The following is a 26267-nucleotide window of genomic DNA, read 5'->3' as shown; positions in this document are numbered from 1 at the left end:
ATGGACATCAAGAAGCTCCAGGCCGTCGACCCCGCCGCGTACGCGGACGCGGCGGACGGATACCTCGCGATAAGTGACATGGCCGACGCGGCCAAGGACCGCATCGACAAGCACATCGCCAAGGTCATGGAGAAGGCCAACGAGGGCGAGGCGGCGGACGCGGCGCAGAAGCAACTGGCCAAGCTCTCGCGGAATTTCTCCTACACCACGGTCGAATGCGGTCTGATGTGCGGAGCACTCAACGGTTTCTCGTCCGAGATCGCCGCCCCTCGTCGCCGCCTGATCGAGGCGCTCGATGACGCGAAGTCGCTGTCGTACACCGTCGACGCGAACGGCAGCGTCTCGTATCCCGCCGGCGGCGAGAACGAACTGACGGGAGAGAAGGTCGCTGGCGGAACGGTGGCCGGTGTCACCGGCTTCTTCGGCCACGGTCTCGGTCCGGACATGTCCGGCCTGCTCAGCCCCAATCCGCACCGTGCGAAAGCCCAGGACATCGCCGACCGCATCGCCCACGCCGTGCAGGAAGCCACGGAGATCGACGACCGCTACAGCAAGGCGTTGAAAAAGCTCGAGGCGGCACCGGGGCTGACGGTCGACACCCAGACGTGGACGGACGTGGCCGGCGATGCCGACGCGGTGGATTCGGCCGCGAGCGAGTACATCAAGGAGCACCTTCCACTCGATAAGTCGCCTGCCGACCGTAAGAAGTGGTGGGACGGCCTCAGCGACGAGCAGCGCGATGAGTACAGGCGGGCCTTTCCCGAGATCATCGGTAATCTGGACGGCATTCCGTCCGATGTTCGGGACGGTGCCAACCGCGAGAACCTGGACATTCTGATCGGCAAACTCTCCGGCGAGGACAGTGAACGGGCCAAGACGCAGCTGGACGCTCTCCAGAGCATCCGGCAGCAGCTTCAGGACAACGCCGCGAAGCAGTTGGTGGACCCCAAAGAGCCGCCCATGTACCTGCTGGGGATCGGCGACGAGGGACTCGGCCGCGCAGTCGTCGCGTTCGGGAACCCCGACAAGTCCAAGAACGTCTCGGCGTACGTTCCCGGTCTCGGTACCGCCCTGGACAAGGGTTTCGCCGGGGGCGATGTGAAGCGCGCGTACGACACCGCGGTCGACGCCCGGAACATCGATCCGTCCAGCGCGTCCATCGTGTGGCTGGGCTACGACCCGCCGCAGCTCGATGCTCCCCAGGATGCCGCCACCTTGTTGTCCGACGCGGATGTGATGTCCGCGCACGACGCGGAAGCGGGCGCACCGGCGTACAACTCCTTCATGGGCGGACTCGCCGCGACGAACGATCACAGGGACCCGCACCTGGTCGCGATCGGGCACTCCTACGGTTCCCGCCTCGTGGGCGCGGCAACGCAGGAGCCAGGAGGAATCCCCGGAGCCGACGACATCATCCTCGTCGGGAGCCCTGGTACCGGCGTCAATCATGCGGAAGATCTCGGGGTCGGGAAGGACCATGTGTTCGTGGGCGCGGCCGCGAACGACCCCGTCACCCACCTGCCGTCGAAGAAGGAGGCCGTGGCGGGCACCGTCGGCTACCTCGGTGGTGGTCCCATCGGCGCATATGTCCTCGGGGACATCGCGGACCAGGGGGACGACGACCTCTGGTTCGGCAAGGACCCGGCCAGTGAGGCGTTCGGTGCCAGGCGGTTCAAGGTGTCGGACGGTCCGGTGCCGTTGCTCGACGGGCAGGGGCTGACACCGGCGCATTCCAACTACTTCAACCCTGCCCGGGACAAGGACCCTGTGTCCGCTGCCAACATCGCGGCCGTCGTCGCGGACCGTCCTGACCTCGTGACCTGGGACAAATACCGATGAAAACCCGTGTTGCGGCCCTGGTGGCGTCGACCCTCGTCATGTCCGGCTGTGGCCTCGTCGGTGGCAGCGGAAGCGAGAGAGGGACGGCGGACGCGCCGAAGGAGAAGAACATGAACATGCAGGAGGCGGCCGACCACGCCGAGGGGATCATCGACGCGACCCTCAAGGCGATCAATCCGTCGGTCGAGGTCATGCGGGGGCCGTCGAGCGACTCCAGCTGCACCGACTTCAAGAACGACGGCACTGGTACCGGTTCGGTGAGCCGCCGGCGTTACGTGATGACGATCATCTCGCCGGAGCGCCGCGGCGGCTTCCTCGGTGTCGTGGAGCGCTTCTGGAAGAAGGAGGGGTACAGGATCACGTCTGTCCGGAACAGCGCCGACATGCCGGCGATCTTCGCGTCCGCGCCCGACGGCTTCGAGATTAGCCTGGAGTTCGGCTACAAGGGCCAGGCCGGCTTCCACGTGACCTCCCCGTGCGTCACCGAGTCGAAGGTCACCGAACCTCCTCGCAAGCCCCTGAACCCGGCCTCCCCGGAATCCAAGGGCCTCCCGTACCTCCACTCCGACTTCTGGTCGACGCGTCCCTAGCCCTCGGCCTTCGAACCACCGGCGGCTAAGCCGCATTCCTCTCCAGAAACCACTCAGGGGCCCGACCCGCTAAGCGGATCAGGCCCCTGAACTGGTACTACGGCGTCGGGGTGGCGGGATTTGAACCCACGACTTCTTCGTCCCGAACGAGGTTCGGTCAAGATCGAGACCTGCCTGTTTGGCTTTTCCGCAGGTCAGGGCGTTGGGATCAATGGTCCTCGCGTAGTTTAGGGAGGGCTTGGGGAGCGGGTCGGCTCCCAGATGGCTCCCACGTGATGCGCCGAAGGGCACTAGGTCACGGAAGAAGCTCAAGCGTGGCGTCCACGGATCCGTTCAGGCACTCGAACGCGACATCCGAGCCTGGCTCGCCGACTGGAACGAGCACCCCAGACCGTTCATCTGGACCAAGACAGCCGACGAGACCTCGGCAAAACCGCCGCCTACTGCCAATGAATCCCTAACTCAGGGCACTAGCAGTCGTGCGGAGAGTGGCGTATTCGATCCGGATCAGCTGTTGATCGATCAGTTCAGGTTTCACAATCGGGAGCTGGATATCGCCTGTCAGTGGTGGGAAGTAGCGTGCGGGCATGGCAGTAGTCTCTGCCGAGTTACCGGCCAGCGATATAAACGGAACGGCTGTACCAGAATGACTCCGGACCTCTTCAGCGAGACCAGCGAACGGACCACCGTCCCGAGCGTGCCCACTCTCGGGGCGCAGCGGAACAGGTGGATGCAGCAGGCGTCCTCCGCACCGAACCCCCTTTGCGGGAAGGACGAGATGTTCCCGCTCACCCTTGAGCTCGTCCGCCGGATCGGCGATGGTGAGGCCACGGATCTCGACGCGCGGCCACAGCTGTCAAGTGTAGAGTCGTCGAAGTCCTGGCGGAAGTACTCGTACGTTTTGCGTGCGATGGGGTTGGTCCAGAATCGAAAAGGGATTCTTCAACTGACCTCCGAGGGGTCCGAACTGCTCGCGGACGAGTCGCGCTCACGTCTCGCCTCTTTGATGGCCGAGCGGATCCGGCTGTTCGCCGAGGTGCTCAGGCTCCTCGTGCGCGAACCGCTGACGGTCGAAGAGGTCAATGCCGAGTTGATCGAGTCGTACAACCTCGACTGGACGACCGTCAACAACACGCGCCTCCGCATGACCTGGCTCGAAGTCCTGGGTCTGACCGAATGGCTGGGAGAGCGGAAGCAGAGCGCGACCGCTGAGGGACGATCGCTCTTCGCCACTTGGGAAGTCGTGACGCCTTCGGCCCTGGCCTTGCCCGACTCGGGCGAAGTGGTCGACATTCCCGAAGCCCCGGAGGAGATCGCTGCCCTCCTCGCGCACTTGGCCGTGACCGACGGCGCCCAGGAGGCCAGGAACACCTACAACATCTGGGTTCCGAGCCCGAAGGAGGACCCCAACAAGATCGAGAACCTGCGTACGTGCATCGCGGCCGCAGAGGACCAGATGGAGAAGGACGCGCTGCTGAGCTTTATCGCGAACCGGTTCGGGCTGAAGCGCAGCAGCGTCGACTCCATGCTGCCGTTCATGCGGGCCGCCGGGCTGCTTCTGGAGGTCCGCCGCGGGGTGTTCACCGCAACGCCGGCCGCCAAGGCGTGGCTGCGGTCGGGATCGGACATCGACTTCATCCGGATCCTTCACGCGAACATGAAGTTCGTCGGCGAGCTGATCCGTGCGGCGAAGGTCAATGTTCCGAGGAACGACGTGTACCGGGAAGGCATCACGTACGGCTTGAACAAGGACAAGGTGCGGTGGCTCACGGCCTTCATGCTCGAATCGGGCCTGCTCATCGAGACGTCCTGGTCGTCGGTCCAGGCCACGGCGACCGGGCTACGTCTCATCGAGACACTCCCCCTCGCCGAACCGCACCTGCCGGAAGCCGCCGGGGAGCTGGAGCTGTCGCCGGACCTGGCGCAAAGCACACCGGGTCAACCGGGTGAACTGGATGAACTTTCGCTCATCGTGGAATCACTGAAGCGCAGCGCCGTCGCCCCGGGCGCCGACGGCGCGGCACCAGGTGTGGCGTTTGAGGTGTACATCGAGAGCGCGTTCAGGCACATGGGCTTCCGTGCCCAGCGCATCAGCGGTTCCGGTGACACCGACATCCTCGTGCAGTGGTACGACGGCAACGGGTCGTTGCGGACCGCGATCGTGGAAGGAAAGTCGACGTCATCCGGTCGGGTCACGCACAACAACGTGAGCGATGTGGCAATCGACACGCACAAGGAGAAGCGTTCCGCGGAGTACGTCGCGGTCATCGGCCCCGCCTTCAGCGGTGACACGATCAAGAACATGGCCAAGCGGAAGCAGTGGGCGCTCATCACCGCCGACGAGTTGGGCCAAGTCGTCAGCTCCGCCGAGGCCCTCGGCCTGCGGCCGGCGGATGTCGGGATGCTGTTCGAGGTGCCGGACGGTCTGTCCAGGCTCGCCGGGCTCATCGACACGCGGCAGCGTGAGCTCGACATTCTGTCCCTCGTCATCTCCCGACTCAAGACCGAGTCGGAGACGGAGGAGGCCGTTTCGGCGCGCGATGTCTCGCTGATCGAGCGCGGGTCGCCGTTGGCGCCGAACATCGACGAACTGCTCCACACGTTCGGGCTGTTCGACCGCCTCGATCTGGACATCGTGCGGAGCATTGAGGACGTGCAGGACCCGCGCTATGCGACCTACCGGATCGGTGACGCGCGATCGGCGGCGAAGCGCCTTCGCGCCATCGCGGCTTCGATTGAGAGGGGCCTCTAAGAATTGTCGTCAAATGTCACGCCCACATCAGGAGTGAGGCGAGGGTGACGGCTGCTTGATAGGACTCGGCGGTCTCGCCACGAACTCGCTTACGTCTTCCGTGGCCACGGCTCCGCCAACGGCGCTGCCCGCCACGTCGGCGCGAAGCTGGTGGACGTGGCCCGCCGAGCCGACGTCTCCGCGGCGATGGTCTCCAACGTGCTGAACCGTCCAAGGGCAGTCACGGGGGGAACGCGCAGCAGGGTGCAGAAGGCCATCGCAGAACTCGGCTACGTCCGCGCCGGCCAGTCGGCAGAGACAGCGGCGCACTGGCGGCGGACGTGATTCGCGACCTGGCTGTTCCAGTCGGCCACGACGGGGTGGTACCCGAAGAAGGCCCCGCAGGGGGCGCATCCCGCGTGCCGGTGATGGCCGATCCGCGGCCGGGAGTGCCAGTGTGGGGCAGGAATGCTTCGGGCCGAGCGGATGCGTGCTGGCTCCCGATCGCACGCGGCCTCACGCCGCACGGACTCAGGTACTCCCACAAGACCGTCATGAAGGAGCTTGGGACCCCGCCCAAGCTCATGGACGAGCGGATGGGGCACGAGGCCGCTCGGTGCCGCCGCCACGTCAGTCGAACTGGCCCGAGAACCTTCATGGCAGCGAGATTTCCATGATCTACTCCCTGTTCACTCCCGAACGGGCACCGGAGAACAAGTCAGGCCCGGTTTCCATTTCTGGAAACCGGGCCTGACTTGGTGTTTCAGCTGTCGGGGTGGCGAGATTTGAACCCACGACCTCTTCGTCCCGAATGCGGTTCGGGCAGTGACTTTACCTCTGGAGATGACGTTTGCCCAGGTCACGTCCTTGGTGCCGGGCGGGCTCGCGGGGTGTCGCGGGGGCTGGGGGAGCAGGTTGGCTCCCAAATGGCTCCCTGTGAGGCGCGGTGGGGCAACGAGGAGCCACGGAGACCATGTAGCTGAAGATGATGCTCTCTAGGAGTCTTTGGTAGCGCATTGCTGGGCGGTTCCGAGCGCTGCTTCGACGTCCGGAACCACCTGGTCAGAAGAGGTTCTGAGTGCTGGCCGATCCGCCCCGGGGTGCGCTGGTCTGCGCGGTCCGCTCACGCAACGCTCGTGTAAATAGCATGTGTGAAGTCTTGCCGGAGGGTTGGTCGACCTCTCACGCTCTTACCACCATTCAGGGACGCTGGCCGACGCACTGCACCAAGTCCCCAGCAGGGACAGTTCCGCTGAGGCGTCGCTACTCTTACCCAGGCGCTTATGTCGAATAACCCCGGTCAGCGCCCATACGAGTTCGTCATCACCTGCGAGCACTGCAAGCTCGCGAAGGCTACGCAAGTGGGCGACAGCGGCTGCAGGTGCCGATTCCAGCGTTTCAGCTGCTTGCAAAGCTGTCCACCTGCGTAGGGTGTTGACAGGAACCCAGGGGGAATCGTCGTAGGTCCAGGTGAGTTGGGCGCGAAGGTGGGCGATGGCCTGTGCATCACCGTCTTTCGGGGCTGCGGAGTAGGCACGCCAGGGGGCTAGGGGGCCGGCCAGGGTGTGGGTTTTGCCCTTCTGGTGCGCCTTGAGAACCAGCTCGTCCAAGTCGTCTGGCAGATAGGGCTGGAGCATGGCGATCAGGGTGGGAAGCCGGGTGTCGGCCCGTGCCCGAACTTCGATGCGCCAGCGCTTCGTATCAGCCGTGAGAGTTACGTCCTGGCAGTTCATCGTCTGCAGCGAAGTGATGACCATCTGTTCGGCTGTAAGGCCCAGAGTTTGCCATAGGCCGTCGGTTCCGAAGCCGGCGAACCCCAGCTCGCCCAGCGCCTGTAGCAATGCGAGCTGACAGGCGTAGACGGTTTCATAGCCTTGGAAGATGCCATCGATCACGTCGGTCCAGGCTACGGTGCGGGTGTTGGACTTCCGCTCGATCACCGCGAATTTCTCTTCGTAGCGGACCAAGGCGTGAGCGCGACCGGTGCGTAGATCGTTGTCCAGTCCGTCTAGGAGGCCATGCAGAGCTGGTTCTTGTTGGACCGCCGCAACAAGTTCGGTGGCGTTCTTGTGTCGGAGGTTCGTGTATGCGGCGGATTTGCGGCCGCATGCACGTAGCAGCACGATGGCAAGGACCTGGCCCGGCCCTTCGACCAGAGATGACGCGATGCCGAACAGTGCTCGGCCGGCCTGCCGGGAGTGGGTGGCGTTGTCTACGGCGTGGATTGCTTCCATGGAGCCGTCGAACAGTTCCCAGACCGCCCGTCTAAAGTCTTCCTCGAAGGAAGGCGTCGCGGCCAACTCGCGTAGAGCGGTTGGGTTGGAGCGGAAGACCTCATAGGCGCGACGCAGAACGTCGCGAAACTGATCGATGTCGAAGAGGCTTTGAGCCAGCACGTGGTTCGTAGCAAACAGAAGTCCCGAGCCAACAACTCCGCGCGAGGATGTCAGGTCTTGCAGTTTGCCACGGCCAACGGCGTCGAGGGCCAGAAGGTCAGGTGCTTCATAAGCCCGTAGTGTTCGGGTCAGCAGCCCGGCTTGGATCTGAGCGACATCCCGCTCTCTGGTCAGCACATTCAACGTCTCAGCGATGGTATTGGCCTGTTCCGCGAGCTGTGCAGAACGGTCTATATGGCGTTGCGCTACAGAGCCATAGTTCTGTGCCTGCAAGGGGGTAGCTGCCAACAGCGCTGCGAGGTAGGCATCGATCATGGACTCCAGCTCACTGACAACCGCACGCAGGCCCTTGACCAGCGCTCTCAGCGGGCGTTTTGCCTCTGAGTTCTGCACCATGGCGCGCAACTCGACGAACTCGGAGACGGCGGTCTCGAGGTCCCGCGTTCCCTGGCCGTTCGCCGCTGCCGCTGCTGCTGTCGCCTTAAGGAAGGCGCTCATCCACGTACCGAGGCGTCCGAACAGGTCAGCGTGCAGGAATTCGGTCGTGCCGAGCAGCGCTTCGGGCGCTGGGGCGACTGTCTGTGCGAGCAACACCTGCGCGCGAAGTGCGGCCTGCCGACGTGCGAGGCTGTTCGAGTCGATCTCCCATGACTGGGGCCTGCAACCGCAGTCGGGACAGTCGACTCCTCGGATGCGATTTATCCCACATCGCGCGCAAGTAATCTGAGAATAGGACAGTTTGAAGGCGTATGAGGTCATCGTCTCTGCCGTTCTGCACGAAAGCTGACCGCCGCTATGGGGTCCTAGACATGCTCTCGCACCGTTCTGCTCCGAGGCATCTGAGTTCGGGTTGGAATCCGCGTGACCCGATAGCCGTAAAGGGGGTATTTTTTTACCAAAAGTCCCTAATAGCAGCTCGGGCCATGCACGCCGAAGGGCTCGCAACGAGCGACGGGGTCTTCGACACAGTGCTAGTTAGAGGTGAAGCCTTTCCGCGGTGGCGCCGGATGCCGCCTCCTCACTCGAAGACAAGCTCGCGGAAGGTGTTGCGAACATCGCTCAGAGGCTGGCGGTCACGGGTGTAGTAGACCTTGTTGGTCAGTAGTACCGCCCACCGTTCTTGGTGCGGGGAGATCCACATGCCGGTTCCGGTGAACCCGTAGTGGACCCAGACACTGTCTGTGGACGCGGTTGCCGGAGCGGGGTGCCAGAACAGACCTCGTACGGGTGTCAGGGCACCGGTCTGTGAGGTCAGGGACTTCGCGGTCCACGTGGGGCCGAAGCCTGCTTGCCCCGTTCCAGTGCCGATGCCCAGCATGTAGCGCAGGAAGGTAGCGAGGTCGTCGAGAACGGTGAAGGTGCCGGCGATGCCGCACGCACCGCCAAGGAGCCGGGCGGAGAAGTCGTGGGCCACGCCTTTGAGGTGGGTGTCGGTGTCCTGGTCGAGTTCGGTCGGGGCACAGCGGGCCGCGATCGCATCGGGCAGTGGACCGAAGCGGGTGGAGTTCATGCCCAGTGGTTGCCAGACGCGGGCGGTGGCCAGCTGGTCCAGGGGTTGGCCGGAGAGGTGTTCGGCGAGGTAGCCGAGGATGAGGGCGGCCCGGTCGGTGTATTCCACGGCCTCGCCGGGGCGCCGGGGCAGTTGCTCGTGCAACACACCGCGGCGGATGTCGTCCCTATCGGTGCCGTAGAGGTTCTTCAGTTGCGCCCGCAAGGGGAGGCCGGCTGTGTGCGTCAACAGTTGCCGCGCGGTAACGGCTCCGAGCGGATGGCCGGTGACCTCGGGCCAGAAGCCGCCAAGCGGCTGGTCGAGGTTGAGTGCACCGTCTTCCCACAGAGCGCCGATGGATGACCAGACGGCGAGGATCTTGGTAAGGCTGGCGGCGTCGAAAACGGTGTCGGTGCGCATTGGCACGTCCGGCTCGCCGGGATCGAGGACGCCAGTGGTGCCGTGGGCGCGGATGGCATGGGCGTCGCCGACAGCCCACACCGCGCCGGGGTACACCTTGTCGCGAACGCCCTCGTCGAGCAGGGCCGCGATGCGTTCGATGTCGTACGTCATGGTCTCCCTCTTCGCTGCGGCATCCCGCCGGCCAGCGTAGTGACGTTCACGGAGCGGGGCGGGCAGCGACGTGGCGGACCGCTCGGTGGCCGTTCAGACGAGTTGGCGGCCGAGCTCGGTCAGGGACCGTGCGGTCACCGAGAGCGGATAGCGCGCGGCATTCGCGTAGCCCGCCTGCCTCAGGGCGGGCAACAGGCCGGGGGAGGTGCTCAGCCGGTCGAGGTCACGGGCCAGGACGGCAGAGTGGGTGAAGTCGGTGGCGACGCCGGAGGCGGCGAGGGCTTCGCTGAGGCCGGGAACGGGTTGATAGAGGACGGGCAGCCCGCAGGCTTGGGCCTCCAGTGCGACCAGGCCCATGGCCTCCAGGGTGGTTGACGGCATGACCAGTACGTCGTGCTCGGTGAACGCTCTCCACAGCTGTGGACGGCGGAGCCAGCCGAGGTAACGGGCTCTCACGCCAGCCCGTTGCAGTAGCGGGGCCAAGGCATGGAACTGGGCTCTGGGGGCAGCGATGCTCAGTTCAACACCTGGCACCGGGGCCACGCTTTTGACCAGGGCCTCGACACCTTTCTCGGCGGTCAGCCGTCCTGCGTACAGCAGGCGTAGGTGGCTGGGGGACCTGCGGATGGGTCGGACCAGCGGGTCGGTGAGCAGGTGGTCGGGGATCCCCCAGGGGATGTGGGTGATCTTTCGTCGGTCGACCTGTGGGGCGAGTTTGAGGAGATGATCGGCCATGGCCCCCGTCGGAACGACGATCGCATCGGCCGCCCTGGCGGTCTCACGTAGGACCTGGAGCTGGTCGCGGTGGGCCTCGGCGAAGATCAGGTCCGTGCCGTGGACCAAGGCGATACGGGGATGCAGGGGTAGCGCCCGCATCAGGGCGGGAGCCGCACCGAACGCGAGGTGCTGCAGATGAAGTACGCCGATCTGGGCCGGATCGATCGCCATCGCGAGAGCCCTGCGAAGGGCCGCAACGTAGCGGCCGAAAGCGGAACCCTCCAAGCACTTCCCCGACACGGGCAGCAGGTCGAGCCCAGTGGGGAGAAGGCGCCTGGGATTCGAAGGGCCCAGCATGAACGCGCGTGCAGGAATGAGGGGGCGGTCGCCCGTGTAGAGGTCGAGGAAGAGCTCGACGCTGCCGCCAGGGCTTCCAACGGGTAGGTCCAGGACAGTGGCGGCCAGCGGCCCGGTGGTCGAGCGGGAGCTCACAGGACACCTCCGGGAATCTCTTCATAGAGGCGGGAGATGCCGATGCCTTCCGTCGACGCGTACTTGGAGTGCTGCTGCTGGTAGCTGGACGAGGCGCCGAAGGCCGTGAGGAAGACGAGCTTCCCGAAGGTCATCCCCGGGTACACGCGCACAGGCCGGGCGGCACGGATTTCCAGGGTCCAGCGGATGGCGTGGCCCTGGTGTCCGAGCGGGGCTGAGACGTGGACCCAGATGCCAAGGGTGCCGATGGTGCGGTCGCCGTTGAGCATCTGTGCGTACGTCTCCGAACCGGTCTTCTCCAGCGTGACGCCGAGGTAGAGCGTCCCGGGCTGTAGCACCAGGCCGTTGACCGGGATGGGCTGCTCGATGAATGCGGTAGGGGTGGCGGCGTCAAGGTCACCGTCGCAGACGCGGAGTGTGTCGCCGAGACGCCAGTCGTAGGCGTTCGGGGAAACCCGGGCGGGGTCGTACGGCTCGATGGTGATCTCACCGGTCTGGACGGCGGCGGCGATTGCGGGGCCGGTGAGGATCACGAGGCCACCGTCCGAAGTTTTGCAAGGTCGCGCCAGTAGGCCGACGGTCTGGGGCCCACGGCGGCCTGGTACTTGCCGCGGTAGAGGTCGATGGCGCCGGTGGAGAGGAAGAACATGATCTGCCCGATCTTCATGCCCGCGTACACGCGTAACGGACGGATCGGGGAGAGCATCAGCGTCCACTGGCCGTGAAAGCCAATGTCTCCGATCGGGGCGGTGATCTCCACGAACAGGCCCAGTCGGCCGACCGAGGAGCGGCCGAACAGCAGCGGCACGAAGGTGTCGGAGCCGACGTGCTCGACCGTGTGGCCGAGGTAGAGCTCGCCGGGCTGGAGCACGTATCCGCCCTGGCCGATCTCGACCTCGTGGGTGAGGTTGGGGCGGTGGGCGTCGATCTCGGCGGCGGTGTAGGTCAGCAGCGTCGGACCGAGACGGACGTTGTAGCTATTGGGGTTGACCTGGTCCGGCTCGAAGGGGTTGATGACCAGGCGGCCGTCGTGGGTCGCGGCTGTGATCTCGGGTCCGGTGAGGATCATTGTTCGCCTCCTTCGATGAGGCTGGCGGTCGAGGGGAAGGGCGTGGCGAGGACGCTTCGTGCTGCCTGCCCCAGCCGGAGTCCGGCTTGATGCGTGCGTCCGCTGAGGTAGCTGTCGGCGAGGTAGTCGGTGGTCAGCACGCTGCGTATCGTGGACGGCAGAGGTTCGGGCGTGATGACCAGCGGACCGACGCGTTCGGTGAGATGGTCGAGCAGCTTGTCGTGGCCCTGGGTGTACTCGCCGGGGAGGAAGGCGTGGACGAGCTGGTTGTCGAAGGGCTCGATGGACAGCAGGTCGCCGAGGGTCAGGGTGTGGCCGAGCGGGGTGGAACGCAGGGCGGTCTCGTTGAGGATGACCGCGTCCGCGCCGAGACCGGAGTGCAGTCGGCCGGCGATCTCGGCCAAGAGGCGGCGCCGGTCCAACGGGGCGTTGCGATAGGGCTCGTTCACCGTGCCGAGTGGGCTCGCCAGCGTCCGTGCCACGAGGCTGATCTCTTCATGCAGTGCGGTGAGGCCCTCGGGGATCGCGACCGAGTCCGGGAAGGTGCACGCGCGGGCGCCCCAGCCGCTGCCGACGGGCTCCGCGGTGGCGTATCCGAGGCCGAGCTCGTGGCCCTTTACGACGAGGGTGTCGCCGATGCGCACGGGGCCGTAGGTGTCGCTGTGACAGTGGCCGGAGAAGATGACGTCCACGAACGGGCACGCGGCGGCGAGCTTCAGGTCCTCGTCGAAGCCGGAGTGGGACAACACGATCCAGGCGTCGGTGCAGTGGTGGTGCTCCAGCATCACCTTCCGCAGGGCCTGGGCCGGATCGGTGACGCGATGGCCAGCGCGCTGGTCGAGGGGAACCGCGTTGAACGCTTGCGGCCCGATCACCGCGGTGACGGCAACATGACGGCCACCGATGCGTCTGATGCGTACGCGGTCGAATAGGGGCTTGCCGTTCTCGTCGACCGCGTTGGCGCACACGGTCATCTCGTGCAGCGCCGACTCGAAGTACGCCGGCCAGCCGTGGTTGCCCGGCGCGAGCAGGTCGTAGAGGCCGGTGAGGACCTGGTGCTCGATCCGGCCCTTGCCCAAGCGGTAGAAGCCGCTGCCCTCGAAGAAGTCACCGCAGTCCACGATCAGGCTGTCGGCCCTGGTGGTGTGGAGGTGGGCGAGCATCCCTGCGGCCGAGTCGAAGGCGGAATGCACGTCGGTCGTGGCGATGATCCGCCGGAGCTGTCGGCTCACGGGGTGACCTCGCAGATGTCGGCGCCGAGGGCGTGCAGCTTGGTGGGCAGGTCGGCATGGCCGCGCCGGAGCTGTTCGAGGCCGCCGAGCGTGGTGACGCCGCGAGCGGTGAGGCCGGCGATGAGCAGGGCGGAGCCCGTACGGATGTCGGTTGCCTCCACCCCGGCGCCGACCAGTTGCTGCGGGCCGGTGAAGCGGCACTCGGTGGGCGAGACCTCGTGGATCTCGGCGCCCAGGCGGGCGAGTTGCGGTAAGAGGTTGCCGTGGCGACCCGGGTTGATGGTGTCAGCGAACAGATGGGTACCGGGGCGGGTGAGGGCAAACGCCATCAGCGGCGGTTCGAAGTCGGCGTCCAGGCCGCCGGGGGAGAGGGAGGCGATGGCTCGCAGCGGCTTGTCGGCAGGGTGGGAGCCCCGAGCCTGCACCGCGAGCACGTCGCCCTCGGTCTCGGCGGGTACGCCGAGCGATCGCAGGGCGGCGACCAGGGGAGCAACGTCATCGCCGCGTACGCCGCAGATGCGCGCGTCGCCGCCGGTCGCCGCGACCGCACAGGCCAGCGTTCCGGCCTCGATCTTGTCGCCGGGCACTCTCCAGGTGATGGTCCCGGTGGGGGCAGCCGGGGGTGCCGCGAGCGTCAGTACGGACTCGCTGACCCGGCACTCCCATCCGGCCACCTCCAATGCTTCGACGATGCTGAGCACTTCCGGTGACAGGTTCGGCTGGCCAAGACGCAGCGGCCGTCCGGCTACGACCGCACGCAGGAGAGCGGCGATGCTCGCGCCCCGAGAGCGGAAGGGCAGCATGATCGAAACCGTGCCGGTCGGGGCGGATGCCGCCTCCACGAGGTAGCCGTGGTCGTCGACGGTCATGCGATCACCGAAGCGCTCGTAGACCTTGAAGTGCTGCTCCATCCCGCGCTGCCCGATGCGGCAGCCGCCCGGCCAGGGGAGCCGGGCTCGCCCGTATGCGCCCAGCAGCGCGGGTACGAGGTAGTACGAGGCCCGGATGCGGGCGGCGGTGTCGGGGTCAGGGCCCGGCTGGATCTTGTCGCTCGGCAGGATCACCACGGTGTGTGGATCGCTGACGGGGCGGGCCGTGTGCCAGCCGGCCTGCTGAAGCAGGGTGAGCATGGTCTCGACGTCGGTGTTCCTCGGAACGTTGCCCACATGCACCGGCCGGTGCATCGCCGCAGCGGCGGCCAGCAGGGGCAAGGCCGCGTTCTTGGACCCGTCGACACCAACGGAACCGGTAAGGGGGCTGCCGGGCCGGATGGCGACTACTTCGGCTGCGACTGGGGGAATCCGTACGGCTGTCAACAGTCAACTCCTCTGCAAGGGAAAGCGTTCGGAGGGCTGAGGCGGTGCGCTGACCTTGAACTCGGCCCAGCAGCGCTTGCCTCGTGGCACCTGATCGAATCCGTGGCGATCCGCGAGCGCGGCGACGAGGAACAGGCCCCGTCCTCCTTCCTCGTCCGTGTCGGGCAGACCGACCTGCGGGACGTCGGGGCTGGTGTCTGTCACCTCGATCAGCAGCCGCACGTCGCTCAGGCGCGCGCCAGCCGAGATCGGCCCGTGTCCCGCGTGCCGTACCGCGTTCGTGATCAGCTCGGCGGCCACCAGCTCCGCCGTGTCCAGGAGTTCGGGCCCCAGGAACGCATCCCAGGTCCGTATCGCGCCCGCGAGCTGCCGCCGTGCGGCCGTAGCCGCAGCAGGTGTGCCGGAGACGGGGAAACGGACTTGGTGCACTTCCATGAGTGACCTCCTGGATCGGTGCGGCTCCTCCACCGAACCGCGCCAGGCACAAGCCGAGCCAGGCCGTGTGCCGGGGCTGCATCACTTATGCAGGAGCTGCATCACGGTCAATCGCCCCTCGGCTACGCTCGGTTGAACGGGCAGGATCGGCGGCGGCAGGAGGAGCCGTGGCACAGATGGCCGAGACGCAGAACGAGGCGAGACGGATCGGCGAAGTCATCCGTCGGGCGCGCGTGTTACAGCGGCGCTCGCAGAAAGACGTCGCCTCCACACTGGGGTATCACCAGTCGAAGGTGAGCCGCCTGGAGAGTGGCCGGGGTACCGACGATGTCCGCATGCTGCGCGAGGTCGCGCAGGCGCTGAACATCCCGTTGCACCACCTTGGCCTCGCTGCCGCGCCGAACACGACCTCGGACCTTGAGGCAGAGGACATGCACCGCCGTACCCTTCTTGCCGCAGGCGTCGCCGCGCTCGCGGTTCCGACTTCGCCCGCCGCGACGCATCACGACCTGGTTCGGGTCTTGTTGCCCGGCGCGAGCCCAACGGCCACGGGCCAAGCCTTGGACATCAACGGGCTGCGTGATCGGACACGGACCGTACGGCGGCTGTTCTGCACGTGCGACTACACGGAGCTGGAGCGGACCCTGCCGGGGCTGATCGCCGACCTGCGCCATGTAGTCGGCGGCTCATCCGGCACGGCCGAGGCGTCCGGGTTGCTCGCGACCGCGTACCAGACGTCAGTGAGCCTCTTACTGAAGCGAGCCGATCAGGGCAACGCCTGGCTCGCGGCCGGTCGCGCCATGGCCGAGGCGGAGCGGTCCGGGGACCCCGTTGTCCTCGCCGCCAGCGTCCGCGTTCACGCTCACGTCCTCATCCGCGAGAAGCACACCCCACAAGCGGTGAACATCATCCGCCACACCGCCGACCAGCTCACCGGCGCCTACGACCAGCGGTCGCCGCGCTACCTGGCAGCGGTCGGCCTGCTGCTGCTCCGCGGGGCGACCGCAGCCAGCAGAAATGGCGACCGCGACACCACCGAGGACTTCCTCACGGAAGCCCGGGAGGTCGCTCGCTACGTCGCTTTCGACCGGCCCGATGCCTGGGCGAACTTCAGCCCCACCAACGTCGCCCTCCACCAGGTCAGCGCGGCTGTCTCCTTCGGTGACGCAGGCATCGCCCTGGAAGCAGCCCGGCCGCTCATGCGCCGGCACATCCCGGTCCCCGAGCGCCGTGCCGCCCTGTGGGTCGACGCCGCCCGCGCCTACAGCCAGCAGGGCCGTCTCGCCGACGGCTACCAGGCGCTGCGCATCGCCGAGAGCTGCGCGGCCCAGGACATCCGCCGCCCTGCTGTCCGGGAGCTGGTCGCCGACATGGCCGCCCGCGACCGTCGCCGTACCCTGCCCGCACTGCACCACTTCAGCCGTCAACTGGGAGTCCCCGCGTGAGCGACCAGCCGGACCAGCAGACCAAGAAGCCGTTCCTGTACGTCGTGGTGTGCGCGGCCGGAGTCGCCGGCGACGTCGGCAAGCTGATCACTGCCGCGCAGGAGGCGGACTGGGATGTCGGCGTCGTCGCCACCCCGCAGGGACTGGGCTTTTTGGACGCGACGGCCATCGAGACCCAGACCGGCTATCCGATCCGCTCGGCGTGGCGCTCCCCCGGTGATCCGCGCCCGCTGCCGCCCGCCGACGCCATCGCGGTGGCTCCGGCCACCTTCAACACGGTCAACAAGTGGGCGGCGGGGATATCCGACACGCTCGCCCTGGGCATCCTGTGCGAGGCGCACGGCTTCGGCATCCCCACCGCCGTCCTGCCGTACGTCAACTCGGCCCAGGCCGCCCACCCCGCGTACGGGCAGAGCCTCGACCGCCTGCGCGAAATGGGCATCCTGATCGGCTCGTACGAGCCTCACCGACCGAAGGCCGGCGGTGGGGCCGACCGCTACCGCTGGGAGGAAGCGCTGGAGCTGCTCACCCCCAAGCTGCCCCAGCGGGTGTGATCAGCGGCGTCGAACGCGCGGCGTCTGCGAGGACGGGGCAGCCGTTGCCGTCCGTATGGGTTCGTCAGGGCGCCACGCTGCGCTGCGGGCCTGCGCTGCACGGGCGCGTGCGCTCGGCGCCGGCCTTGCGGTGAGACGCTGGACGCGCCAGGTCAGGACCCGTGCCGGGTGGCGAGCATCGTCCAGGGCGCGCTGGCCGGCTGCCTGCTGGAGGAGTTGCTCGGGGTCGTGTCCTGCGGCCTCGGCCTCGGCGAGTGTGGCAGCGAGGGCGTCAAAGGCCGCGTCCTTCAGCACCTGCTCCGCGTGTTCGGGCACGGACCGTCGGATGACGTGGACGTGCCGCTCGACCGCCTGCTGCGGCGGTCGGCGCTGGGCCAGGGCGGCCAGGGGCGCGGCAGCCACCTGGTCGTAGGCCGCCTGGAGGTGGATGACGGCCTGATGGGCGGCTGCGACTTGCTGATCGTGGTGGCGGAGCTGGTGCCAGCGGGTGGCGGCGATGACGACGAGGATCGCGGCGTCGAGGAACATCGCCAGGGCAGCTCCGTCCCTGGGGGCCGTCTCGCGGAGCATGGCTCGTACGGCGCCGCGCAGGGCGCGGGCATGGTTGTGTTCGGCTCGGATGCGCGAGCGGGTGGCGCGCTCGAATTTGATGGCCGCCTCTCGGAGCTGAGAGCGGATGGGTGTGGGTGCGAGGAGGGGGAGGGCGTCCAGGGCTTCGCCGAATGCGGCGAGGTGGGCCTGGGCGGCTTCATCGTCGGCCTGGTCGAGGTGGTGGGGGATGCGCTCGGTGGCCGCAGTGGCCTGGTGCCAGGGGTTGGGCCTGCGTCGGCCCGGCTGATCGATGGGCTGCGTGGCGGTGGCTTCGAGGCGCTCGCGGATCTTGGGGAAGGACAGGTCCGGGGCGAGTTCGGAGCCCGAGAACCAGACGGGCTCGTTGCCGGCGGTGGTGGTGTCTTCGCAGGCGACCTTGTAGCCGCGTACGTCGCCGGAGGGGAAGTACACGACCTCGACGAGCACTCCGTCGACGTGGCTCAGCAGGTGTACGAACTCCTCGGTGCTGGTGGCAGCGGCTACTGCGGTGCGGACAGTGGAGCGCAGACGTTCTCGGGCGGGCTTCTGCTGGCCTTGGCGGTGGGCCTTTTCCTGCTCGGCGCGGGTCGAGCGCTTCGCGGCGGTGCGGTCACCGCGTACGACTTGCCGCAGGCCGTATTCCTTCTCGATGGAGACGAGTTCGCGGTCGGCGGTGACGTAGTCGTTCCAGTGGCGGGCGGTGCGCAGGTCGCGGCGGACTTTGGTGGCGGCGATGTGGATGTGGTCGGGGGCGTGGCGGACGGCGACCCAGCGGCAGCCGTCCGGGTCGCCTTCCGGCGCGATGCCGGTGGCGGCGACGATCCGGCGGGCGATGTCGGCCCACTCCTCGTCGCTGAGGATGCGGTCTTCGGGTGCGGCGCGTACCGAGCAGTGCCACACGTGTCGCTCGGGAGCGCGGCCGAGCCGTGTGGCCTGCTTGACGTGCAGGTCCAGGTCCGCCACCAAGAGGTTCCTTGTGGCGTCGACGTCCTCGGATCGGCCTGGGTCGGGGGCGAAGCCGTCCCAGGAGGCGACCAGATGCGGGTCTGTGTGGTCCTTGGCCCTCTTCGTGTCGAACAGGTACCGGATGAGGCCGGCGGTTTCCTTGCCGCTTCGGATGTTCGCGATCATCAGGCCGTCTTCTTGGCGGCTGCCTGGTTTGTGGCTGCCGCGATGTGGCGGACGGTGGCGCTGACCATGTCCAGGGTGCGGTCGACCTGGCTCAAGAGGGCGGGGTCCCCAGGGTGTGAAGGGCCACCAGAGTTGAGCTTCCTGGCGATCTGGTTGATGTTGTGGCCGATCTTGGCGACCTCGCCACGGAGGGCGGTCAGCTCGTCGATGTAGTCGTCGATCAGGGTGCGCTGGCCGGGCAGGGCGAGGTCGCCGTGGACGTGGGCCATGACGACGGCACCGACGTAGTGGGCGCCGGTGATGTTCAGCGACCTGGCCGTGCGGAGGATGTCGGCCTTCTCGTCGACGCTGTAGCGCACGTCGACACGCTCCTTGCGCTGGGTGTCTTTGCGCTGGCGGCGTCGGGCGACGCGGTGCAGCGCGGCGGCGTCGGCGGCTCGCGTCAGCGGAACGGCGGCGGTGTCGACGGGCTGTTCCCCTCGGGCACCTCCTGGTGCCCGAGGGCCTCCGCCACCCCCGGGGCGGAGGCTGCCTCGTTGGACCGGCCCTTGGACGGTCCAACGGCATACCTTGCTGGCTGGGTAGCCATGGTCGTCATCGCCTGCTGGGTGGTGGGGAGTTCGTCGTGCGGGTCGTGCATGGGGAGGTTCTCCATGGAGCGTTGGTGGTGCGGGGTGATGTCGAGTGGACTCGTTGCGGGTCGAGCACCCGTCCCTGCGCTGACCTGCGCAGGGACGGGTGGTGCGAGTCGAGTGGGAGGGCGACGGGAGCGGTCGCAGGCTCAGAAGGCGCCAGCAGGGACCTTGGCCGGCTCGGTCTGCTCCTGAGTGGCGGCCTCGTCGAGTTCGGCCTGCAGGGCTTTCTTGATCGTCTCTGCCTCGGCCTTGCCGATGGTGAGGCCCTCGCCGCGGATCGCATCCTCGATGTGGCGGCGTGAGGCGCGGCCGCCGCGCCCTAGCGGCGCGCTGCGGGCGATGGCGAGGAGTTCGTTGGACACCGTGCGGAGCTTCTGGACTTCCGGCTTGGCAGAAGGCTGTGGGAGCTTCGGCGCGTTGGCGGCGCCCTGCGCCACGTCGGCGGAAACCCGAGCCACGTCGATGTGGCCGTCTGTCACTTCGAGAGCGAGTGGGTCCGGGCGATCGAGGGCCTCTTCGACGGGGGCGGCGGTTCGGGCGCCATCGGTGACGTCGTGGCTGTGGTCGGCAGAAGTGTGGCGTACGACGGCGCCCACTTCCCGGGCGCCAGGGGTCGGACGGCGGCGGATCACGATGTAGAGATGGACGGCGCCGGCCAGGGCGAGCGGAGCGATGGCGGACAGGACGCCGACGGTGATGTCGTCCAGGTGCAGTCCGTCCGGGCGGGTTTGTTGGTTGAGGCGGACCGCGTGCAGGGCGTTGGCCCAGATGCTCGTGGCGGTGGCCAGTCCGACGAGTGCCCACACGTAGAGGCGCGAGAGCAGCGGTGCGGTGCGCAGGATGAGCAGGGCGCCGACGCCGATGGCGATGAACCCGTCGATCACGAGCGGGAAGGCGTAGGTGAGCATTCCGCAGATGTGGATGGCGACGGCCATCTGACGGAGTGCGTCGTAGGAGAGGGCGAAGCCGATGGCGCCGAGCAGGGCGATGCCGAAGCGGATCGCGGAACTGCCCGGTATGGCGGAGGGTGCGGTGACGGCAGTGCGAGGAGTCAAGCGGAAGCACTCCATGTGGTGTTGGGCGGCGCTCACGGGCGCAGGAGGAAGGGGCCGCTGTGAGGTGCGGTGACTCGTACCACCCGTTGCGTGCCTGGTCAGGGCAGGTACGAGAGGCATGACGATGTCGGGTTGACCCGTTGCGGGCTGATCACCCGTCCCCGCGCTGACCTGCGCGGGGACGGGTGTGACGGGTCGAGCCGGGTCAGGCTGCGGTGCTGGTGGCGGAGCCTGCGGCCTCGCCGGGCTCGGCTGGATTCGCCGTTTCGGCTGCCGGTGCGGGGCAGTAGCGGGCCCAGGCGTCGAGGAACTGGTTTCGGGCATAGCCCTTGGCCTGGCCACCGCCGGGGAACCGGTGATTGCCCGGGCGGATGCCGTAGCCCTCCAGCAGAATCCCGAGGCGGCGCGAGGTCAGCCCGGTAGAGCCGTACTCGGCCCATGGCGCTTCCTCGTCGCTGTTGAGCTCTTCGAGTAGACGGCTCGTGCGCAGCGCGGCAGGGTTGCGCTCGGCGGTGAAGACCCGGCGGATGTCGATCAGGATGCGGGTGCGCAGCCCTGTGTCCGCGTCCTTGCCCGACTCGTGGGCGGTCATCACCCGGCAGGCCGTTCGGGCCAGCATGGGCCAGTCGCCTCCGGCGAGGTCGGCGACGATCACCAAGGGCTCCCAGGTGTCGGCGGCGCGGTCCTCTACCGGCATGCCCGGCTCGGCGTCCATCGCCTCGATGTGCCGGGGCTGGAGCCAGGCGGTCAGGCGGTCGCGTACGGCGTGCAGGGCGGGGGTGTCACGCCCTGTGCGGAACGCCGCGACGGTTTCGCCGGGTGCTCGGCGGCGCATCCGGATGACCACCGACCGATCCATGATCGTGTCGGGGAGGTCACCGATGCCCGCCAGGGCGGCCATGGCGAAGGTCGGGAAGGCGACCGGTGTGTGTTCAGGGCCGGTGACACGCAAGGTGGGCCGGTTGCGCTGGTGGCCGGCGTTCAGCAGGCCGCGCAGGTCCTCGTTGCGCTCAGCCGACTTGGCGGTGCCGAACAGCGTGTCGGCCTCGTCGACCAGGAGCGTGGGCGGATCCTCGGCGGTGATCGAGCGGAAGATCGCCGCAGGGCTGGCGTTGACCGTGATCAGCGGTGCGTGCACGGTCTCGGTCACCACGTCGAGCAGCCGCGACTTGCCGCACCGCTTGGCCGGGCCGACCACCGCCAGGCGCGGCGCGTGCTGCCACGCGGGCTGCAGATGGGTGGCCGCCACCCAAAGGGTTACCGCGGTGAGGGCCTCTTCGCTCGGCATCACGACGAACTGCTTGATCCGGGCCCGCAGGTCATCCAGTATCTGAGCCCCCTCGGACGCGGGCACGACTTCGAGCTCGTCGTCGCGGGCCGCGTCTGCGGGTGGCGCTGTGTGGGTCGGCTGGCCGGTTGCGTCGGCCAGCGTGCCGTCGGCCTGGAGGGATGGCGCATTCGTGTGGGGTTCGGTCATACTGGGCTTCAGCTCCTCTGCTCGCGGGCCATATGGGACGGCAATCCCGGCCACGCGGGTCGATCGCTAGGGATGGCGGTTGAGAGGTTTGCGCTTGGCCCCGGTGACAGCCGGGGGCTTTTTGCATGTGGTGCTACGCGGGGACTTCTAGTGCTGGTGGGGGCGGGGCTATCAGCATGCCACACGAATTGCCGATTGCAGAAGCCCTATGCATGATGCAGGAAGATGTTATTGTGGGCAGGTCGCTGCATACGGCAGTGACTCGCTACGAACGGAAGGAGGTGGCCGTGGCAGACGAAGACGCCCCGCAGGGCGTGCTGCTCAGCGGTGAGGCGAACGTCGCGGTGCGCATCAAGCTCGAGCGCGAGGCGCACGGCTGGAGCACCAACGCTCTGTCCGACCGCCTGAACGAGGCCGGCTTCGACATGAACCCGTCGGCGGTCTGGCGCATCGAGAACGGCAAGCGCCGCATCAACCTCGACGAGGCCATCGGCTTCGCCGAGGTCTTCGGCATCGACCTGCGCAACCTCGTCGGCCCCCCGCAACTCGCCGCCCAAGCTCGCGCGATGGAACTCATCGACGCCATCGTGGACGCGTACCGCGGGACCCAGCGCGCAAACGCCGCCTTCACCCAGGCGCGTGACGCCCTGGACGTGTACCTCGCTGAACACCCCGACATCCGCGCGGAAGCGGACGTGATGGTCTCCAACGCCATGGCCGAGGTAGCTACCAAGCATCTGCTGGAGTCGTACGGACCGTCGTCCGCCGAGCAGCGCGAGGACACCGGCTCCTCAGGCGAGGCGTAGCCGCCGACCCTCATTCACCCCGTCCTGGGCCCGCAAACCCCCAGCGCGGACACCTCACCACATCCCTAGCGATCGACCGGCGGGCCGGTGTTGCCGCACCACGCCTGCCAGAAGAGGACTCATACCTTGCGTCAATCCGCGATACTCCCTGCCTCCGCGCCGACTTCGCACTCGGAGGTCGCTCTCCCGCGCCTGTACGTCCCAGAGGAGGTCGCCGCCGTCCTCGGCTGCTCCGCCTGGTGGGTCAAGGACCGCGCCCGTCGACGCCTCATCCCGTTCACTCGCGTCGGCCGCGCCTACCGCTTCACCGGCGAGCACCTCGCGGAGATCATCCGCATGCACGAGGCACGCCCCGCCTCCGCGCGGCAGCAGCTGACAACTGCCTCCGCTCCCAAGTCGCCAACCCGCAAGCTCTCTCCTCCGTCTGCCGTGCCCACGGCCTCCCTGCGCGCCCGGCCACCACGCCGAGCACGCCAGAGCCAGTTCGGCACCGCGGCTTAGGGCGACGACGAGGAAGGGGAGGAACACGTGGGTTTCGCGGAGAAGCGCGGAAACTACTGGCGCGGCCGATACAAGACCGCGCCCGGCAAGCACCTCACGGTCGTCGACGAGACGGGCAAGGCGATCAGGTTCGCCACCAAGGGCGAGGCCCAGCGCGCCGCGAGCGAGGCCGAGAACAAGTACCGGCGCGGCGACTGGCGCGACCCGGCGCTCGGCCAGGAGACCTTCGGCGAGTACGCCAACCGCTGGTACGAGGGCCAAGACCTGGCCGCCTCGACCATGCAGAACTACAAGCGGCACATCGAGGAGCACCTGCTTCCCGACTTCGAGCACAAGGCGCTCTCCGGCATCCTGCGCACGGACGTCGACCTCTGGGAGAAGAAGGAGAAGGCCGCCTACGCGGCCTCCAGCGTCAAGACCTGGCGCTCGACGCTCCACCTCATCTTCGAGGACGCGATCGACGAGGGCCTGATCACGTCAAACCCGGCCGCCAGGCGACGCGGACGCGGCAAGCGCGCCGGCCGCTCCCGCGACCGTGGTCCCGAGAAGGTCGTCACCGACGCGCTCGGCATCCTGCTGACCGCCGAGAGGGCCGCCCTGCTCTCCGGCCGCGACGACGAGTTCGTCGCCGTGGCCCTCAAGGGGTACACCGGCATGCGCTGGGGCGAAATCGTCGGCCTGGAAACCGAGTTCGCCCGACCTGGGGCTATCCGCGTCGAATGGCAGCTGTACGAACTCGACACGGGCGAGCTGGTGCGCTGTCCGCCCAAGGACGACAGCTACCGCACCATCGACTCGATGGACTGGTTGTCGGCGCTGGTGGCCAACCACATCGCCCGTACGAAACCCACGCCGTGCCCGTGTCACGGGAGGACCTACCTATTCCGAGGGCAGGGAGCGGCTCGCACCGGTGGCCACCAGGGCGCCAAGCTCGTCGACGTCGCGCGCCGCGCCGGAGTCTCCACGGGCACGGTGTCCAACGTTCTCAACCACCCCAACCGCGTCACCGAAGCCACCCGAGCGAAGGTGAAGCAGGCCATCGCGGACCTCGGGTTCGTACGAGGGGGAGCGTTGCCGGAGCACGCTTCCCACTGGCGCCGAAACGGCTTCGCCACCTGGCTGTTCACCCCGGCGGTCTCCGGCTGGTACCCGAAGAAGGCCCCGCAGGAGGCGCGGCCCGTTCCCTTGCTCGGTGAGCCGTGGCCAGGAGTGCCGGCGCGGGGGCGCGGCGCCAGCGAGCGGGCCGACTCCTGCTGGATCCCGATCGCCAAGGGCCTCACCCCGCACGGCCTGCGCCATGCCCATCGCACGATGATGGAGGACCTGGGAACCGAGAAGGTCCTCATGGACGAACGCATGGGCCACCTCGACGGCTCGGTCTCGGCTCGTTATGCCCACGTGACTCCTGGCATGCGCCGGAGGCTCATGGTCGGCTTGACAGAGCAATGGGGAGCTGCGCTCGACGCTCGGCTGTCGATGTGCCCGTCGTCGCCAGTTAGCGTGCTCGATGGACTTCTACGGGTGCGCGGGGGAGTGCCCCAGCAGTAGCAGCCGCCATTCGAGCGTGCCGATGACGAATGAGGACCCCGGTTGGGATACAGCCGGGGTCCTCGGCGTCCACGTCGGATTCCTTATAGCCAGCCCCTCCCCGGTGTGTCGTCTGCTCCGTGCGTGATGTCAGTGGGGTCAGCAAGACTCTCGTCATGATTACCGTGCTGAAGGGGACGACCGCGCTCGTGGGTGTCCTACTGCTTCTCTATGTTTGGGAGTTGTGGCGCCGGAACGTATGGCCACCCTTGCGGCAGCAGACCATAGAGCGGGTTCGCAGGCGACGGGACGCCTTCGCGCAGGAGCGAGCCTCGATCTTCATGGAACACACCCGTGCGATGGTTGTTCCGGTCACAAGCGGCCGTGTTCCGGACGACTTGAAGGGACTGGCTCCTCAGTGTGTGTTGCTGTGGTGGCAGGGCTTCCTGGCGCAGGTGCCGATGATGCTGACCCTATGGGTGGTGGTGGCCCTCGCCGTCACGGGCGGTTCTCTCCTGAACGGGATGGTCGACGCGCTGCGATGGACAGCAAGCAAGGTGGCGTCTGCCGCGACGTTGCTCGGGCACATGCGGGACAGCCCGCCCAGCCTTGCTTTCGGATTGCGGGTCGCGCTGTCGCTGTTCCTCGTCGTCACAGTGTTTTTGGCCGTGCGTGGCGTCAGCCTTTCGTTTCCTGAAAGCGAACGAGCGAAGCAGGAACGCGAGCGACGGGAGAGGAAGTGGGCAGAGCGGGGCGGCTTTCTGCCAGTCGTGGTGCTGCTGGTGTCAGCCGCACGGTGTAGTCGTGCACATCAGCAGTGGTTGCAGGGGACTGGTGTAGCTGGAGTCCCGAGGGTCTCGATGCGGTCTGCCGAACGAGTCATCTGGCGGGCGTACAAGACGCGCTATCCCGCGCCGGAATCTGTTTGGCACAGCACGTTCGGCCTCGTGGACATCAGCAGTCAACACCGCAGAGCCCTTAAGTCGCATGCTGCGCAAGTGGTCGGCGCACTACGGGCCGCTGAGGCTCGGCAGGACGCCGACCCAGCCGAGGCATCAAGGGAAATGGCCGTAATGCTAGTGATTATCGCGGAGCGATACGCGGAGGGCCGGCTCGGCCAGCTTCTCGATGACGACCGTCTAGACCCAGACGTCTCGGCGACTCAAGGTGAGTACCTACGGCTCCTCGCTCTCGGCGCTGGGGTCGTCGCTGCGATGGCTGCGGCGGTCTCCTTCGGGATCCCCTCTGACGCCTTGGGGCCGCTGCTCGGCTTTGTCGTTACATTTGGCGCGGTCATCTTCCTCAGGGGACGGATTCCCACTCCTGCTGATCTTGTCGACATCCTTCGTGGCGCGGACCGGCGGTGATGCGCAAGCGCACTTCGTCATGACGGCTGGTAGGTCGGAGGCGCGGTATAGAGCTGGCTTGCAGCGAAGCAGATCGGTGCCGCCTGGTCGAGGCGGCTGACATGACGGAGCGGGGCAGCTGTTTGGGGGCCGAATCCCGAAGTCGGCTCCCAAACGGCTCCCAAGACGACCTCGGAAACCACTCAGGGGCCCGACCCGCAAAGCGGATCAGGCCCCTGACCTGGTGTTACGGCTGTCGGGGTGGCGGGATTTGAACCCACGACCTCTTCGTCCCGAACGAAGCGCGCTGCCAAGCTGCGCTACACCCCGGTGTCACTGCT

General features: G+C 67.4%; 20 protein-coding genes, 1 tRNA gene and 2 pseudogenes. 10 read left to right on the top strand and 13 right to left on the bottom strand.

Features of this window, described 5'->3' with window-relative positions; all coding sequences use genetic code 11:
- From GHR20_RS16895 to GHR20_RS16880, 4 genes and pseudogenes are all read left to right on the top strand, one after another.
- A complete protein-coding gene (locus GHR20_RS16895) occupies window positions 1-1839 on the top strand; it encodes an alpha/beta hydrolase (protein WP_153813625.1) in 1839 nt (612 codons plus the stop codon).
- A gap of 110 nt (window positions 1840-1949) precedes the next feature.
- Window positions 1950-2429, top strand: coding sequence for a hypothetical protein (locus GHR20_RS16890; RefSeq protein ID WP_153813624.1), 480 nt, complete (start codon window positions 1950-1952; stop codon window positions 2427-2429).
- A gap of 730 nt (window positions 2430-3159) precedes the next feature.
- Window positions 3160-5181 carry a restriction endonuclease gene (locus GHR20_RS16885; protein WP_194858902.1) on the top strand — a complete coding sequence of 674 codons (2022 nt, stop codon included), beginning with the start codon at window positions 3160-3162 and terminating at the stop codon, window positions 5179-5181.
- Between the two features lie 90 nt (window positions 5182-5271).
- A pseudogene (locus tag GHR20_RS16880) lies at window positions 5272-5765 on the top strand (LacI family DNA-binding transcriptional regulator); the annotation flags it as partial.
- A 585-nt stretch (window positions 5766-6350) separates the two neighbouring features.
- Here GHR20_RS16880 and GHR20_RS16875 read toward each other — a convergent pair.
- The 8 genes from GHR20_RS16875 to GHR20_RS16840 all read right to left on the bottom strand — a co-directional run bounded on the left by GHR20_RS16875 (window position 6351) and on the right by GHR20_RS16840 (window position 14879).
- The gene (locus GHR20_RS16875; RefSeq protein WP_153813622.1) at window positions 6351-8150 is read right to left on the bottom strand and encodes a hypothetical protein; all 1800 of its coding nucleotides are present in this window, start codon (window positions 8148-8150) and stop codon (window positions 6351-6353) included.
- A 424-nt stretch (window positions 8151-8574) separates the two neighbouring features.
- The gene (locus GHR20_RS16870; RefSeq protein WP_153813621.1) at window positions 8575-9618 is read right to left on the bottom strand and encodes a serine hydrolase domain-containing protein; all 1044 of its coding nucleotides are present in this window, start codon (window positions 9616-9618) and stop codon (window positions 8575-8577) included.
- A 93-nt stretch (window positions 9619-9711) separates the two neighbouring features.
- Window positions 9712-10827 (bottom strand): glycosyltransferase family 4 protein, encoded by a 1116-nt coding sequence (locus GHR20_RS16865; protein WP_153813620.1) that lies wholly within the window; start codon window positions 10825-10827, stop codon window positions 9712-9714.
- Window positions 10824-11360: a deoxycytidine triphosphate deaminase gene (locus GHR20_RS16860; protein ID WP_153813619.1), complete on the bottom strand. Its 537-nt coding sequence runs from the start codon at window positions 11358-11360 to the stop codon at window positions 10824-10826. Before GHR20_RS16860 ends, GHR20_RS16865 begins: the two co-directional genes overlap by 4 nt.
- On the bottom strand, window positions 11357-11896 hold the full coding sequence (gene dcd / locus GHR20_RS16855; protein ID WP_153813618.1) for a dCTP deaminase: 540 nt from the start codon (window positions 11894-11896) through the stop codon (window positions 11357-11359). Before dcd ends, GHR20_RS16860 begins: the two co-directional genes overlap by 4 nt.
- Entirely contained in the window at window positions 11893-13128 is a 1236-nt protein-coding gene (locus GHR20_RS16850; RefSeq protein WP_153813617.1) for a metallophosphoesterase, read from the bottom strand. The genes dcd and GHR20_RS16850 overlap by 4 nt, the downstream gene beginning before the upstream one ends.
- Complete coding sequence (locus GHR20_RS16845; protein ID WP_153816014.1) at window positions 13125-14429, bottom strand: UDP-N-acetylglucosamine 1-carboxyvinyltransferase; 1305 nt, start codon at window positions 14427-14429, stop codon at window positions 13125-13127. The genes GHR20_RS16850 and GHR20_RS16845 overlap by 4 nt, the downstream gene beginning before the upstream one ends.
- An 18-nt stretch (window positions 14430-14447) precedes the next feature.
- Entirely contained in the window at window positions 14448-14879 is a 432-nt protein-coding gene (locus GHR20_RS16840) for an ATP-binding protein (RefSeq protein ID WP_153813616.1), read from the bottom strand.
- Window positions 14880-15055: 176 nt separating this feature from the next.
- On the opposite strand from GHR20_RS16840, the gene GHR20_RS16835 reads away from it, so the two are divergent.
- Both GHR20_RS16835 and GHR20_RS16830 read left to right on the top strand, forming a co-directional pair.
- A complete protein-coding gene (locus tag GHR20_RS16835; protein WP_153813615.1) occupies window positions 15056-16324 on the top strand; it encodes a helix-turn-helix transcriptional regulator in 1269 nt (422 codons plus the stop codon).
- Window positions 16321-16878, top strand: coding sequence for a flavoprotein (locus GHR20_RS16830; protein WP_153813614.1), 558 nt, complete (start codon window positions 16321-16323; stop codon window positions 16876-16878). Before GHR20_RS16835 ends, GHR20_RS16830 begins: the two co-directional genes overlap by 4 nt.
- Here the strand turns inward: GHR20_RS16830 and GHR20_RS16825 are convergent, their stop codons facing one another.
- The 4 genes and pseudogenes from GHR20_RS16825 to GHR20_RS16810 form a co-directional block, all read right to left on the bottom strand.
- Window positions 16879-18579 (bottom strand): mobilization protein, encoded by a 1701-nt coding sequence (locus GHR20_RS16825; RefSeq protein WP_153813613.1) that lies wholly within the window; start codon window positions 18577-18579, stop codon window positions 16879-16881. It abuts the gene before it with no gap.
- Window positions 18579-19219: pseudogene (gene mobC / locus GHR20_RS16820) on the bottom strand (plasmid mobilization relaxosome protein MobC). Before mobC ends, GHR20_RS16825 begins: the two are co-directional and overlap by 1 nt.
- Window positions 19220-19360: 141 nt before the next feature.
- Window positions 19361-20284: a DUF2637 domain-containing protein gene (locus GHR20_RS16815; protein ID WP_153816013.1), complete on the bottom strand. Its 924-nt coding sequence runs from the start codon at window positions 20282-20284 to the stop codon at window positions 19361-19363.
- A gap of 190 nt (window positions 20285-20474) precedes the next feature.
- On the bottom strand, window positions 20475-21557 hold the full coding sequence (locus GHR20_RS16810; protein ID WP_243878358.1) for a DUF3631 domain-containing protein: 1083 nt from the start codon (window positions 21555-21557) through the stop codon (window positions 20475-20477).
- Between the two features lie 476 nt (window positions 21558-22033).
- Here GHR20_RS16810 and GHR20_RS16805 point away from each other — a divergent pair, with 476 nt between their 5' ends.
- From GHR20_RS16805 to GHR20_RS16795, 4 genes are all read left to right on the top strand, one after another.
- Window positions 22034-22552 (top strand): helix-turn-helix transcriptional regulator, encoded by a 519-nt coding sequence (locus GHR20_RS16805; RefSeq protein ID WP_243878048.1) that lies wholly within the window; start codon window positions 22034-22036, stop codon window positions 22550-22552.
- 126 nt (window positions 22553-22678) lie between these two features.
- Complete coding sequence (locus tag GHR20_RS37540; protein ID WP_243878047.1) at window positions 22679-23053, top strand: helix-turn-helix domain-containing protein; 375 nt, start codon at window positions 22679-22681, stop codon at window positions 23051-23053.
- Between the two features lie 27 nt (window positions 23054-23080).
- On the top strand, window positions 23081-24601 hold the full coding sequence (locus tag GHR20_RS16800) for a LacI family DNA-binding transcriptional regulator (RefSeq protein WP_153813611.1): 1521 nt from the start codon (window positions 23081-23083) through the stop codon (window positions 24599-24601).
- Between the two features lie 155 nt (window positions 24602-24756).
- A complete protein-coding gene (locus tag GHR20_RS16795) occupies window positions 24757-25947 on the top strand; it encodes a hypothetical protein (protein WP_153813610.1) in 1191 nt (396 codons plus the stop codon).
- A 235-nt stretch (window positions 25948-26182) separates the two neighbouring features.
- Here the strand turns inward: GHR20_RS16795 and GHR20_RS16790 are convergent.
- Window positions 26183-26256 (bottom strand) — tRNA-Pro (locus GHR20_RS16790).
- Between the last annotated feature and the right edge of the window lie 11 nt (window positions 26257-26267).

The sequence above is a fragment of the Streptomyces sp. SUK 48 genome (genome assembly GCF_009650765.1).
Lineage (GTDB): Bacteria > Actinomycetota > Actinomycetes > Streptomycetales > Streptomycetaceae > Streptomyces.
Note: the sequence above shows the minus strand (reverse complement) of the source record. Positions and strands in the feature narration are given on the sequence as shown.

What these genes read in the sequence shown, in the direction of transcription:
- GHR20_RS16895 (WP_153813625.1), top strand. Translation starts at nt 1, where the DNA reads ATGGACATCAAGAAGCTCCAGGCCGTCGACCCCGCCGCGTACGCGGAC.
- GHR20_RS16890 (WP_153813624.1), top strand. Translation starts at nt 1,950, where the DNA reads ATGAACATGCAGGAGGCGGCCGACCACGCCGAGGGGATCATCGACGCG.
- GHR20_RS16885 (WP_194858902.1), top strand. Translation starts at nt 3,160, where the DNA reads ATGCAGCAGGCGTCCTCCGCACCGAACCCCCTTTGCGGGAAGGACGAG.
- GHR20_RS16870 (WP_153813621.1), bottom strand. Translation starts at nt 9,618, where the DNA reads ATGACGTACGACATCGAACGCATCGCGGCCCTGCTCGACGAGGGCGTT.
- dcd (WP_153813618.1), bottom strand. Translation starts at nt 11,896, where the DNA reads ATGATCCTCACCGGACCCGAGATCACAGCCGCGACCCACGACGGCCGC.
- GHR20_RS16840 (WP_153813616.1), bottom strand. Translation starts at nt 14,879, where the DNA reads ATGGAAGTGCACCAAGTCCGTTTCCCCGTCTCCGGCACACCTGCTGCG.
- GHR20_RS16835 (WP_153813615.1), top strand. Translation starts at nt 15,056, where the DNA reads ATGGCCGAGACGCAGAACGAGGCGAGACGGATCGGCGAAGTCATCCGT.
- GHR20_RS16825 (WP_153813613.1), bottom strand. Translation starts at nt 18,579, where the DNA reads ATGATCGCGAACATCCGAAGCGGCAAGGAAACCGCCGGCCTCATCCGG.
- GHR20_RS16815 (WP_153816013.1), bottom strand. Translation starts at nt 20,284, where the DNA reads ATGGAGTGCTTCCGCTTGACTCCTCGCACTGCCGTCACCGCACCCTCC.
- GHR20_RS16810 (WP_243878358.1), bottom strand. Translation starts at nt 21,557, where the DNA reads ATGCCGAGCGAAGAGGCCCTCACCGCGGTAACCCTTTGGGTGGCGGCC.
- GHR20_RS16795 (WP_153813610.1), top strand. Translation starts at nt 24,757, where the DNA reads ATGATTACCGTGCTGAAGGGGACGACCGCGCTCGTGGGTGTCCTACTG.